Origin of the sequence: Nitrosomonas sp. (genome assembly GCF_022842015.1) — a bacterium.
GTDB lineage: Bacteria > Pseudomonadota > Gammaproteobacteria > Burkholderiales > Nitrosomonadaceae > Nitrosomonas.
Genome location: NZ_JALHQJ010000034.1, coordinates 21,950 through 35,237 on the forward strand (window position 1 = coordinate 21,950; position 13,288 = coordinate 35,237).

Annotated in this window: 10 protein-coding genes and 2 tRNA genes; 9 read left to right on the forward strand and 3 right to left on the reverse strand. The window is 43.6% G+C overall.

The window, feature by feature from the left end:
• Positions 1-41 precede the first annotated feature (41 nt).
• The gene (locus Q0C11_RS08030; protein ID WP_293007043.1) at positions 42-3,590 is read left to right on the forward strand and encodes a hypothetical protein; all 3,549 of its coding nucleotides are present in this window, start codon (positions 42-44) and stop codon (positions 3,588-3,590) included.
• 175 nt (positions 3,591-3,765) lie between these two features.
• Here Q0C11_RS08030 and Q0C11_RS08035 read toward each other — a convergent pair whose 3' ends face one another.
• Positions 3,766-5,460: a DNA mismatch repair protein MutS gene (locus Q0C11_RS08035; RefSeq protein WP_367273742.1), complete on the reverse strand. Its 1,695-nt coding sequence runs from the start codon at positions 5,458-5,460 to the stop codon at positions 3,766-3,768.
• 90 nt (positions 5,461-5,550) lie between these two features.
• On the opposite strand from Q0C11_RS08035, the gene Q0C11_RS08040 reads away from it, so the two are divergent.
• The 3 genes from Q0C11_RS08040 to Q0C11_RS08050 are packed head-to-tail and all read left to right on the forward strand — an operon-like array spanning position 5,551 to position 8,574.
• The gene (locus Q0C11_RS08040; RefSeq protein WP_293007044.1) at positions 5,551-6,699 is read left to right on the forward strand and encodes an efflux RND transporter periplasmic adaptor subunit; all 1,149 of its coding nucleotides are present in this window, start codon (positions 5,551-5,553) and stop codon (positions 6,697-6,699) included.
• A gap of 2 nt (positions 6,700-6,701) precedes the next feature.
• Positions 6,702-7,385 carry an ABC transporter ATP-binding protein gene (locus tag Q0C11_RS08045; protein ID WP_293007045.1) on the forward strand — a complete coding sequence of 228 codons (684 nt, stop codon included), beginning with the start codon at positions 6,702-6,704 and terminating at the stop codon, positions 7,383-7,385.
• Positions 7,372-8,574 (forward strand): ABC transporter permease, encoded by a 1,203-nt coding sequence (locus Q0C11_RS08050; protein WP_293007046.1) that lies wholly within the window; start codon positions 7,372-7,374, stop codon positions 8,572-8,574. The genes Q0C11_RS08045 and Q0C11_RS08050 overlap by 14 nt, the downstream gene beginning before the upstream one ends.
• A gap of 134 nt (positions 8,575-8,708) precedes the next feature.
• Here the strand turns inward: Q0C11_RS08050 and Q0C11_RS08055 are convergent, their stop codons facing one another.
• Positions 8,709-8,903 (reverse strand): hypothetical protein, encoded by a 195-nt coding sequence (locus Q0C11_RS08055; protein ID WP_293007047.1) that lies wholly within the window; start codon positions 8,901-8,903, stop codon positions 8,709-8,711.
• 285 nt (positions 8,904-9,188) lie between these two features.
• Between Q0C11_RS08055 and Q0C11_RS08060 the strand changes: the two genes are divergently transcribed.
• The 5 genes from Q0C11_RS08060 to Q0C11_RS08080 all read left to right on the forward strand — a co-directional run bounded on the left by Q0C11_RS08060 (position 9,189) and on the right by Q0C11_RS08080 (position 12,500).
• Positions 9,189-9,944 carry a DUF1499 domain-containing protein gene (locus Q0C11_RS08060; RefSeq protein WP_293007048.1) on the forward strand — a complete coding sequence of 252 codons (756 nt, stop codon included), beginning with the start codon at positions 9,189-9,191 and terminating at the stop codon, positions 9,942-9,944.
• A gap of 404 nt (positions 9,945-10,348) precedes the next feature.
• Positions 10,349-10,425 (forward strand) — tRNA-Arg (locus Q0C11_RS08065).
• Between the two features lie 65 nt (positions 10,426-10,490).
• A tRNA-Phe gene (locus Q0C11_RS08070) sits at positions 10,491-10,566 on the forward strand.
• A 580-nt stretch (positions 10,567-11,146) separates the two neighbouring features.
• Positions 11,147-11,356 (forward strand): hypothetical protein, encoded by a 210-nt coding sequence (locus tag Q0C11_RS08075; RefSeq protein ID WP_293007049.1) that lies wholly within the window; start codon positions 11,147-11,149, stop codon positions 11,354-11,356.
• Positions 11,357-12,176: 820 nt separating this feature from the next.
• The gene (locus Q0C11_RS08080) at positions 12,177-12,500 is read left to right on the forward strand and encodes a hypothetical protein (protein ID WP_293007050.1); all 324 of its coding nucleotides are present in this window, start codon (positions 12,177-12,179) and stop codon (positions 12,498-12,500) included.
• Positions 12,501-12,801: 301 nt separating this feature from the next.
• On the opposite strand, the gene Q0C11_RS08085 is transcribed toward Q0C11_RS08080, so the two are convergent.
• Entirely contained in the window at positions 12,802-13,212 is a 411-nt protein-coding gene (locus tag Q0C11_RS08085) for a hypothetical protein (protein WP_293007051.1), read from the reverse strand.
• Between the last annotated feature and the right edge of the window lie 76 nt (positions 13,213-13,288).

A 13,288-nucleotide genomic window follows, 5' to 3' on the forward strand; every position in this document is an offset into this window, starting at 1 on the left:
TTAGTGATTTGGTATTACCCACTTAAAAAGGGAGTAACCACATGATACTTCCGCAGAGAGATAAAGAACCGGATTTGGCGTTTGCCGGACTGGCTATACTTATTCTATTTGGATTCTTGATATTGCATGATAATCCTATCAAGAGTTCCCGCCCCGCTGACACTACCTCAAGCGAACTTTTAGATCTAAACGTGAATCATGCCTACAAGAGCTGGTTATGGGAGGATCCTTTTGGAAAAACTTTTAAACTGAACAAGGAAAGAGTCACGACAAGCCTTTATGATCAAAAGTGCGAGTCACTAGGAAAAAAAATTAACGATAAGTCTGTTGAGATATTTGCTGCTTTATTGGATATTGGCCTTAACCCCGCGGAAAACAAAGAAACTCGCATCCGGCACCGTTACGCAAAAATTGCAGGACTCATCGAAGCTGGCTATAGCCCATCAGAAGAACCTCATCAATTACATTATTGTAGGTTTGGCGCTGAAAACGATCCTGATAAAAAATATAATGTAGGCTGGGAACATTTCACTTTCACGCAAAACGTGGAAAAGGGGAAGGAGAAACCCAACGATGTAATTCTATTATGGTTAGATGATAGTGTTTTCAACGGTAAAACTCTTCTTTCCCAAAAAAATGAAACTAGCGAAGACGCTGCTACTAATCATAAAGATGATCCTGATAATGCTCACGAATTTTTAATGTCTCTAACCCATGAGAATAAAAACTCTACCCATGCTAAGAAAAATTTATATCTTTTTGATTGGAGCTACTCAGACTATTGCTGGAACGGTTCCGGTGGTAATAAAGAATCTAATGAATCGGATGAAAAAGCCACTAACACAACGTCAGATAGCTATCCGGAAAAAATTATACGGCCTTTAAAATTTCTTCCACAACATTCAAAAGATTTAGTTGAAAAACTAGCCGAGGAACTCATTAAGTATCGAAGAATTAAAGATTCTTCTGAAATAGCTATTATCGTTGAGCAGGACACACAATATATACGCAAGTTATCAGACAAACTACAAGCCAATCTAAAAAAAGAATCGATAAAAGGTGATATTAATAGATTTTCTTATTATAAAGGGTTGGATGCCTATCAGCATCGATTAGAAAAAGAAGAAAATCGCAAGCCCAAGAAATGGAATGAAGATGGATACTTATCCTCTGTGGATCTTCGCAACCCGCCTTTGGGTGCGGCACAATATGACTACCTTCATCGCATGGCCACACAAATTAAAAATAGTCATAAATCTATCAATTTTGAAAAGCGTATTGGTGGAATAAGAGCAGTGGTTATTTTTGGCAGCGATTTTGATGACAAACTGCTCATTCTTCAGGCTTTGCGGTCAGAGATGCCAAATATTTTAATATTAACCACCGATCTGGATGCCAGGATGCTTCATCCGCAATATTTCCGTTGGACCAGAAATTTGGTGGTTGCCTCATCTTTCGGCTTGCGACTCCCTCCCTCAATCAAAAAAAATTCTTCTGATGCTGGTGATAATCAACAAACTCTACAAACTTCGTTTCCTGCTTTTCGTGATAGTCAACAAGCAGAAATTTTTTACAACACGAAACGATTATTAGCTGGCAATAATTTAAGCAATACAAGCTTCTCACCTGTACTTTTTGAAATCGGCCGGAATGGCCACGTTTTTTTGCCACCATCGTCTGATCATAATGAAAACCTTGAGAAAATACTTCCTGAGGAAATGTTTAATCAAGAGCAAAATTACCAACAGCTTAAGTTATTGGTTGGTATAACCATCGCTTTGATTGCCTTACTTTACGGATTCCGTCCTAACTCCATTAAGTTATGCTTTTATATAGGACTTGTTGCTATCGTAATCTTTTATTTTCATTATCAAGCAATTGAGAAAAATGAAGAACCTCTGAGCTTCACGAATGGCATTAGCTTATGGCCGGCTATATTTATTCAAATCATTGCAATCGCATTGGCTGGGTATTTTTTCTACGACGCCTACTTTGGATCAGAAAGCATACTTCAAAGAAACTTTAAGTATCTGCAAATTAAATTTTTTGAAAAAGATAATATTAACAATGGGGAGCAAGCTCAGAATGCTTTATGGAAAAAAGTTGGTCTTGTTTTCTTCATCATTGTGAGCATGTTTTTTTATGCATTAAACGATCTTGAGCCGGATGGGGATGTCAATTTTTATTTTTGTGTAATATTCTTAGGACTATGTATAGTCGCATACTTTGCTGTGGAGCATTTATGTTTCAAACCTTATTTCATAGCAGTCACACATTGGACTCATGATGATGAGTGCTATTCGAAAGTTAACAATGGCTACCTCTCTGAACTCATTACGAATTTAGGTACAGGTTATGATTTACTCTCTGAATCTATTACGAAATCAGAAATGGTTCGTAAGTTACGCAATGAACTCATTAAGAATTTAAGAAAAGATCAGAACCTACTTGCTAAACTCATTAAGAAATTAAAAACTGATCAGAAGTTACTACCTGAACTCCTTAAGAGATTAGAAACAAATCGTAACTTAAACATTAAACACATTGCAGAATTAGAAAAAGATCAGAAGTTACTCCCTAAGCTCATTGATACATTAGATGAGCATCACAAGTCACTTCCTGACCATATTGCGAAATTAGTAACAGATCATCAGTTAGACGTTGAATTCATTACGAAATTAAATGCAGATCATGAGTTACTCTCTAAACATATTAAGAAATTAGAAGCGGACCATAAATTATGCCCCAAACTCACGCTAGAGAAGGGTTTATGGATCGAATACAGCAGCCTTAGTCAATTGCAACCGTGCCTTATTCGCATCACTATGATGTGGTTAGTATTTGCGTTAATTGAAACCATACTTTTTTATTTAGTGCCTTCCTGGCCCCAACCCGTTCGAGGCGATTTTGCTTTAAGCTCTGCTTTTTATATAGATTGGTTTATAGGTATAGCCAGTTTTATTGTAATTATGTTTTTGTCATTCTTTGTGTTGGACACCTATAGACTGAACTATTATTTTATTAGAAAGCTGCGTATACAACATCCTCTGATCGTTGATGATGTCTATTTAACGCGTATAAAGGAATCTGATGTTTATCCAACTCAAAAAGATCTAGCAGAAATCAAATATGCCCACACCAGTTATAAAAAAAACGAATCTCATAAAAAACTTGAAGAAATCGTTAACCTAGTAGCCGAAAGAACGCAGGTAGTGGACGGCCTGATTTACTATCCCTTGATTTGTATTATATTAATGCTATTTGCCAGAATATCCTATTTTGATAATCAGGATTTCCCGTATAGCAAAGCGGTCAGTTTCGGCGCATGCATATCACTGCTCATATTTGCCGGTTTTATGATCCGCTCCGAAGCAGAGAAACTTAAGTTTGCAGTCATTAAAAGCGCAGAAAGCTTGAAAAAGGAATTCAAGCATCAAGTAGCAGATATTGATGCAACCATTGAAAAAATAGGCAATATCAGAAGCGGCGTTTTCCAGCCCATGTTAGAGCAACCTGTCATGAGAACACTATTACTGATTCTGGGTTTTGTGGGTATTCTTGCAGGAGAGTTTTTAATGATTTTTGGTTAAAAATAAACGCTTACGCTTAACGTGTTGTCACTCTCTCTTTAACAAGCCATTGCCGCAGATTTCTTTGGATCGAAAAGCCCGCTCAGGTCAGGATGACACGCCTCATTCAACCTCAGACGACAAATTTTTGAATCTGACAGCATAGGGATTCTTACGCGACTTCATCTTTGACAAATCATATTCTGCTTTCATGATTGTCACCCTGCCGCTCCAAATGCGCTTCCACGTCCCTCTGACTAAACCCTATCGCACTGGCGACACGATCCGCATGACTGACTTTGGAGATACCTTCAATCATTCGGTGCGTCGGGCCTTGCGGTTGGAATTCAACTTGCAGGTAGCGGCCAATGCTGTCTTTTTGTAACAGTTCGCACAGTTCGTGATTATGCGTGACCAGCAAAGTGCTCGCGCCGAGTTTATGGAATCCTTTCAGGATATATTCCGAAATGGTCATTTTTTCTTCAAACGTGGTGCCTTCGGATAATTCATCCAGCACCACCAGACTGAGCGGAGTGGCATTAAAGAAAATCTCCTTGGTACGCTGGAGTTCATGGCCGAAACGACCCATTGCGGCGCTGAGCTGACCGGGGTCGGGCACTTGATAATAGAGATGTTCCGCTGGAACCAGTTGCCCTTGCATGGCGGGGATGTAGCAACCGATCTGCCCGAGTAATTGAATTTGCACCACGGTTTTGCAATACGCCGTCTTGCCGCCGCTGTTCGGGCCGGTGATGATCAGTACGCGCCCTGCCTGATCGAGGTGAATATCATTCGGCACGTAATCAGGAATGGTCCTTATCAGCAAAGGGTTTCGCGCTTGACTGACGGTCAGGCGGTGCTGCTTTTCATCAAGGATTTGCGGCAATACCTTGTCGCCAGCAATCGATTGACCGTAGCGGTAGAATGACAACAATTCATCCAGCATGCCATATGCTTCAATAGTCTTGGCCAGTTCCGGGCTTTCACGGAATTGCCTGCGCAACGGATAAATGATCGAGTCACGGTCGGATACGCCCATCGCCAGCAACACAATCGGAAACACCGGTACCGTGAGTGCCAGGATGCCGTAGCCAATGTAAGACGCATTGAACTGCGGCATGAAATTTTGCAAGAAAAATAAAATCCCGTACGACGCGGCAAAGAAAGTCACCATCGGTATGAGTTTAAACAAGGTAGGCCGGAAACGTGAATATAGATCGAAGGCCGATTTTTCTTTCTTGCTTTTGAACTTGCTGCCGGAGACGTAAGCCGGGCCTTGCATCAATGCATAGATGCGCGATTGACCGAAATCACGAAAGGCATCCAGCAGTGTGCGCAAATAGGTAGACTGTGGCTGTGGAATTTGTGCAGCGCCCTCGACCAGATCCATGACAAATTCGGTGCCGTCGACATATTGCCGATAACCATAGCCGCCAAATTCCAGTTTATCCGTGCGGCTGCTCGGCTCTTCGGTTGTCAGGCCGCCATCAAACTCACCATACAACAGATATTTCAATGATTTTTCCCCGGAAACCGTTCTTCTCACAAATTTTTCAATCGCATCATGTAGTTGCGGATCAGATTCTATTTCACGCAACGCTATCTGTTTTTGCTGCAACATTCCTGCATCCTGAGCCGGACGGGCGATGGAGCGATACAGCGTCAGCCGACCGGTTTCAGTCTGAGTTTGATTGATCGCATGAAACAGGGCTTCTGCCTCAATCGCTTCAAAGGTTTTCGCATCCAGTGTTTCGTAATCGCTTTCGGTGGGGCGGATAGCTATCGCCGTCGTGGGTTGGTCGGAGTCGGATAAAATGAATTTTGTGCGCCAAATATCAATCATACGGAAAGTCTGTTTAAGGTTTTTTCGGTTTTTGTGAGTTGTCAGCAAGCAATGCCGACTGAGCGTGTAAAATACGCATATTTGCACTGAAACACAACACCATGATATTTCCTGTTCACCTGCAGATTGTTTCTAACGATGCCATCTATTAGCAAACCGCTTCGATTAATCGGTTATAGTGCCATAGCAATTGCGATTGCGCTCACAAGCTGGTATTACACCCGGCCAGAACCATTGGAAGTGGATTTAGCCGTCATCGCCACAGGTGACGTAGAAGCCACGATCGTCAACACGCGCGCGGGCACGGTCAAATCCTGCCAGCGATCCAATCTTGCACCGATAACCGGTGGAAAGATTGCCAAAATATGGGTTAAAGAAGGCGACCATGTGCAGAAGGATCAGGTTCTGTTGGAGTTATGGAATCACGATTTACAAGCACAGCGCGAGCTGTCACAACGCCAGCTAACAATGGCGCAAGAGCGGCGTCGCGAAACCTGCATTCTGGCGGAAAACGCCCAACGTGAATCGATCCGTACGCAACAATTGGTCGAACAGGGCTTTGTCAGCTCACAACGCTACGACGATGCCCACGCCAACGCACGCTCCCGCCAGGCCAGTTGCGAAGCGGCCATTTCCGACATCAAGCGCGCCGAAGCGCAGATCCACGTATCTCAGGCCGGGATCGACCGCACCATCATTACCGCGCCGTTTTCCGGCGTGATTGGAAAAATTTCCGGTGAATTAGGCGAATTCACCACCCCTTCGCCACCCGGTATCCCTACTCCGCCGACGATTGATCTGATCGACGACCGTTGTTTGTATATCACCGCACCAATGGATGAAGTCGATGCGCCCAAAATCAAGGTGGGACAGGAAGCGCGCATCACGCTCGATGCCATGCCGAAAAAAACTTTTCCTGGGAAAGTCCGGCGTATTGCACCCTACGTGACTGAAATCGAGAAGCAAGCTCGCACAGTGGATATCGAAGTGGATTTTCTGCATATTCCAACAGATACCCTGCTAGTGGGTTACAGTGCCGATGTGGAAGTAATCCTTGAGCGCAAGGAAGCCGTAGTGCGTATTCCGACGCAAGCCATCCGGCAAAACAATAAAGTCTGGGCTATGGATAAAAATAATCGATTAGCTGAACAAACTTTGGAAACCGGTTTGAGCAATTGGAGTTTTACCGAGGTGCGCAGTGGCTTAAAAGCAGGCGATCAAGTGCTGATGTCTTTTGATCAAGACGATATCAAAACAGGTGTTGTCGTGCAGTCTAAACCTCAATAATCATGATTCGCTTGACTGCTATAACGCGCACATTTCATATGGGTGATCAAGCGGTTTATGCGCTGAATAACATCAATCTGCAGATCACCTCAGGAGAGTATGTTTCGATCATGGGGCCTTCCGGTTCGGGGAAATCCACTTTGCTGAATATTCTCGGCTTACTCGACAAACCCGATAGCGGACGTTATGAGCTGGATGAAAAATTAGTTACCGATTTATCGGAAACCGAGCAAGCGCAAATCCGCCGCGAAAGAATCGGCTTCGTCTTTCAATCATTCCATCTTGTTCCACGCTTGACCGCCGCAGAAAATATCGAATTGCCATTAACACTCAGTGGCGTACCGTCTGAACAACGACAGGTCCGCGTCGATCAAGCGTTACAGGCTTTCGAACTAAAAGAACGCGCACAGCATCGTCCGGCGGAGCTTTCCGGCGGACAGCGTCAGCGCGTTGCGATTGCGCGCGCAACCATCATGCAACCCAGTGTCATTCTGGCGGATGAACCCACCGGAAACCTGGATCATCAAATCGGTGCAGAAGTGATGACGCTGTTGGAAGATCTCCATCACCGTGGAACTACGTTAATTGTTGTCACGCACGATCGGGAATTGGGTGCGCGTGCACATCGCCAGATCGGCATGCGCGATGGGGAAATTTTAACCGACCAAGCAAATGAAACTGATTGATACAGTACAAACATCATTTAAAGCGGTGCTGAGCTATCGCATTCGCTCATTGCTGATCATACTCGCGATGGCACTGGGGGTAGCTGCCGTGGTAGTGTTGACAGCTTTGGGCGATGGCGCAAGAAACTATGTAATCAATCAATTTTCTTCCATCGGCACCAATTTGCTCGTAGTGCTGCCCGGACGTGCAGAAACTTCGGGGGCATTCTTGGGTGCAGTGTTGGGCCAGACGCCACGTGACCTGACGCTAAAGGATGCACAATTGATCGGCCGCTTACCGCAAGTGCGCCGTTATGCACCGCTCAATGTCGGCGAAGCGGAGCTATCCGCTGCCAATCGCTTGCGCGCGGTGACCGTGCTTGGCAGCAACGCCCATCTGATACCGATCCGGCACATGGTGCTGGCGCAAGGGAGCTTCTTGGCACATGGCACTGAGAATAATGCTCAAATCGTTCTGGGCGCAAAAATAGCCAATGAATTCTTTCCCCGCGTTCAAGCCATCGGGCAGCGCGTTCGATTGGGCGATAGTCGATTTCTGGTCTCCGGTGTTCTGATGTCGCAAGGTGAAACCATGGGATACAATACTGATGAAATTGTCATTATTCCGATTGGTTATGCACAAGCCATGTTTAATACGACTTCACTATTCCGTATTCTGATTGAAGCCAAGAGCCACAGTGAAATCGAACCGGCAAAGCAGGCCATATTAGCGACAGTAAAACAGAATCACGACGGAGAAGAAGATATTACCGTGATTACGCAAGATGCCATTCTCTCGACCTTTGACCGCATTCTGCAGGCATTGACTCTGGCAGTCGCCGGGATTGCCGCGATCAGTCTGATTGTTGCCGGTATTTTGGTAATGAATGTGATGCTGGTTGCGGTCAGTCAACGCACTGCAGAGATCGGCCTGCTGAAAGCCATCGGCGCATCATCCGCCGATATCCGTCGCCTGTTCTTTGCTGAAGCGGTCTTGTTGTCGTTAGCAGGGGCTATTTTAGGATTCTTGTTAGGACAATTTGGCAGCTTTATTCTACGTTTAACCTTCCCGCAGCTTCCCGCCTGGCCACCGGCATGGGCTTCTATGGCAGGAATTACAGTCGCTTTAATCACCGGAATTCTAGCCAGTATGCTGCCCGCCAGTAAAGCAGCTAAATTGGATGCAGTGAATGCACTGGGGAAAAAATAAACTTAAGGGATACTTTTCACTTGAGCTTTTGTACACTAGAAAAACATCCCCAAAGCTCATCACCCATAGCGCCGACCTACCCGCTTACACAATTGGATCTGGCTCAGCCTTCCTGCGAGTTGATCGTATAAAGATTACTTTTTGTCCTCAGCAGCTGTACCGTCAGCATCAGTAGCGCCCGTATCATGCCTTGTGACATCATCTGGACCATAGGCCGACATTTTCGGTCTATCCATCAGATGCCCATCAGGCGTTCTTTTAGGCTCATTACAAGCAGCAAGCACCCAAGCTGAAAATAACGCGGTTAAGAGTATATATTTTGTCGTCATGTCGTTTTTCTCCTCTGCATAGAACGTTAGCTTAATCCAATTCTGTCGTATTGCGTATTGTATTTTTAATGTATAGAAATATTTAGCAATACACGTTGATTTATCTCAACCTTGGTGTGTATTCAATCACTTCTCTGCAATGGGTTGCTGCACGCTTCTAGCAATACATTCATTTATTCAGAATCACGTACTGCAAATATTTCACCTGTATCTGAAATGCGATAAGCCGTTGGATTACGACTGCTATAATTTCGTATCCAAATTAATTCAAGGTAACTGAAGAAAATGAAAGCAAAAACAAAAGAGCGCTCGGAGTTTGCGCGTTGGAGTTTCAAACATGCGTGCCTATCCGCAGCTATCGCGGCTCTAGCTGTTCTGGGATATCGTTTTGGCATCATGAATTACCAAGTGGCATTGGTCATTCTTATCGGCGGAGCAGCACTGGGTATGATGGCCATACTTTCCGCCATCGTCAGCATTCTCGCCATCATTACACCGGTCGACACTAAAGTGACGGGAGCGCTTTTAGCGTTCGCTGGACTGGCACTTGGCCTTACTGTTGTAGCGCCTGTTTTCCTCACTATTCAGGCAGGATACAAAGTACCGCGTATTCATGACATCAGCACCGACCTGCAAAATCCACCAAGCTTCGAGACCATTCTTGCTCTGCGCACAGCCGAACACAACGCGCTAGACCGACAAACTCCAGCTAATCTTACCCTGCTTCAGCAAGTAGGTTATCCCGACCTCGGTCCTCTGCTGATTGATAAAGATCCGAGTCAAGTGTTTTCGGAAGCCGTCGCGCTCGCTAAGGCGCGTGGCTGGGAAATTATTGCTGTCTCTGCAGAGGATGGCATCATCGAGGCGACAGATACAACCCAATTCATGGGTTTTAAGGATGATGTTGTGATTCGCGTATCTGCTAAAGCGGATAAAACAATCGTTGATATGCGCTCCGCCTCCCGCATTGGCATTAGCGACATGGGCACCAACGCGGCGCGCATTAAAGCGTTTCTGCATGACCTTAATAGCGAAAAGTAACAACATATTTCAGGCTCAAAGCAATTGAGTTAACAGTCGATGGCACATCAAGCTGCGAGAAATATTCTCGATCAATGTCGATATTAGGAAAAACGAGTGAAAACGCGTAGCAATGCGCACTCCAAGCCCTTTTCCAACACCGCAACAACGACGCAGACAGTTTCTCAAGGACCTGTCAAGAATCGGTGCAAATGGAGTTTAATCTTGACAAGATCAGCCAAATACACCATCATCGCCCCCGAAAATGAAATTGTGATGATTTGCAGAGAAACAATCGGCTGAGTTGATTACAGTTTGAAAACATCGGAACGGTAGCAAAATGCAACTTCGAATCCGGTGATTGATTCAATCTGATATAATCCCCCGGTTGCTTAACAAGCTGGAAGTAATTCGATTGTACTTAAGCGCCCGTAGCTCAGTTGGATAGAGTACTTGGCTACGAACCAAGGGGTCGTGGGTTCGAATCCTGCCGGGCGCGCCAACTCATCGAAGCTCTTATTGCAATTCAATAAACAGACTTGTCTTTTTTCTAGTTATTTCTCAAATGGCCAAGTAGCTCAGTCGGTAGAGCAGAGGACTGAAAATCCTTGTGTCGGTGGTTCGATTCCGCCCTTGGCCACCATTAAATTCAAGCAGTTATAGAAGCAAAGGAAAGTGAAGAAAAAAGCTGGGGTAACACTGGGGTTACTTTGCTGGGAAACAGAATGTATTGTTCGGCAAATAAGGGCGATCAATACGCATTGGAATTATATGTTTTATCCAATCAAAAGGCCTCTGCAATATCACGCTGACCGGTTCAATGTGTCTGGACATAAGCGCCGCCAATGACTTTGTCGTGAACTTTGATAGTGCACAGATGTTTGATATGTGCTGTCAAAATGGAGTCCATCGGTTTAAGCAACACGCAAATTTGCATAGTATTTCTGCCTCAACCAAAGTTAATCCACTTTCTTTAAAAAACTTAACTGACTGCTCCCTAAATTCCTGGCTATATTGAGCGCGGGGTAATTCCATCTCCATCCTCCATTTCATGTTCTCATTTTATGAAACTTCGGACTCCATGAAAATCAGCATACCTCAATGAGCTTGCATAGATATCTACCAAGAATACCTGGAGTACATATCAAATTGCAGGTAGTGGGGGAAGTATACTAAGACACCAGCAGCACTAATCTAGATAACTGCGCTTATAAGGAGAGGAAATGAGCGAAAAAACAAAAGTTGTTTTATATACAATCCTATTACTGGCAATATTTATATCTTGGTCTATATATTCTAATAAAGAAAAAGAATCTTGCGAGTCTCTTGGTAAAGTTTACGCTAGGCAGAACATGGGTTGGTCGTTTGAATGTAAACCCAAGCCTACTATCGAAATACCAGGAGAGGAATTACCAGTGGAGCCAGAGTTTTGATCAGAAATATTTATGTGAATGCATCTGGACGACCGGCTGTGGCTGTTCCTAGGTTCGCAGTAGAAGGTAGAAATCAACCATTAAACCAGCCAGATCAGTCCTGGACTATCAATCGGTTATAAATCAGCAATTCAAGCTCATCATGAAAATTGGCACTTTGTCCGATTTTGGAACCTAGTTCCTTTTTCGCCAAAAATCGTGTTTCCAACTACCTCGGACATTGAGGATAGCTCGTCACGAGTATCTATCAAATTATTTGTTTCTGGCAAATTTGTCACTTGGCTATGTTGGTTAACTTAGCACCAACACTTTGCTTGACCCTTCCGCTATCCATAGCTTCAACTAATTCAGGTGTCCCAATTTCAACCACTTTTTTGCTTATTGATACGTTTCCTTGTTTCCGAAACCGGATTTCTCAGCAGCTATTTCCCCAGTCGCTTTTCCTTCATTGGGATTATTTCACAAAATTTTGTGGTTTTATTTTTGGTATCCACCACGCCTTTCACCCAGTTCATTCTTAACCGCCTGGGCAATTACAACACGCTCCGATACAGTGCTTAAATAACGCAATACATAACCAAAAGTCAGGATATTGAAAGAAAATCACTTGTGATTGATTCTAGTGAATTTTAGTGGGTCAATGTAATTCGTAAGAATTTTTATCGCAGCCAAAAAGCAAATAAGGTAGGGCACCAGAAATGATTTAAAAATAGAAAGGTAGAGTGACGTTTGTTATTCGATTTCAATATACACATACCATGATAATTTGATCGGCAACGAAATAATAATTACCGCTTATTTATCTTGGAGTGCATTAAAAATGCAGACTATCGTTTCATTTATTGATCGCAAAACAAATTTGCAAGTCTGTAACGCCATAATTGATCTATCGAATATAAAAGAATCAGAACTTTCTCCAGGTGGTATTTTTAACTATATTTGGAAATATGCAGTAGCAAATGGAATGGTGGGCAACCGAAAAGATTATCTCATTCATCTTTTTAACAAAAGAAATCAAACAGTTAGTTATGAGTCTTATGGAATTATGAGCACTACAGAAACTGCAAAGATTGGTGGCAATAAAGGTTCGGTAATATGCTTACAAGATTATAAAAATAATAAATTACGTCAATATGCCGGATAATTAATTGCTTCTATACTATAGATTGCCGAGTGTCTCTATAAACTGCTTTACTGTGGCATACCCATTCCTTCAGCCTGCGACCCTTCTAATCCGTTATTAATCCCTGTTCAATTTCACACCATTGCGCTGGCTCTCTGGTTAAAATCTGACTCAACAGCGCTGTAAATACTATCTATATCAACCGCACTTTCGCTTACCTTCTGCGGGTGTTATTTGGATTACTAGGATTTTTACCAGGATTGAATAGCCCTACGAAATAAAACCGACAAAACCGCGATGCGATAGCAAAAAAATCACTCACTCAAACACTCCCACCCATCCCCTCAACAAATGTATCAATAAACGATTCAATCTTATCGGCTACCCGTTCGATGATTGGTTTGCGTTCCAATATCCTGGGTTTAAAGTTGAGCGTGTCGACAATTTCCTGATCACGTGGCATACGATTGGCAAAGGTATAGTGGTTAAGTATCTTTTCCAGTTCTTGCGGTGACAGGTTTTCTTCTGCGCATAATTTGCTGAAAGCTTCTTTCTTGTTGGCCGTCCAATAATTCTCAAATGCTTTAATTACATTTTCATTGGGTTTGAGTTTGGGCAGGTTTTCTTCAATGAATAATTCAATCAATGCGCGTTTGCTGCGTAGTTGAATTTCACCGGCTACCAAATCAATGAATCGCCCCGGATTTACCGGAGACTGTTTGGTTTGAGTCAAGCTGCATCAGCTGACTCCTTTAATTGGCGATAATATGCCATTTCAAATTCTGCTGGTGGAATATTTCCAATCGGCT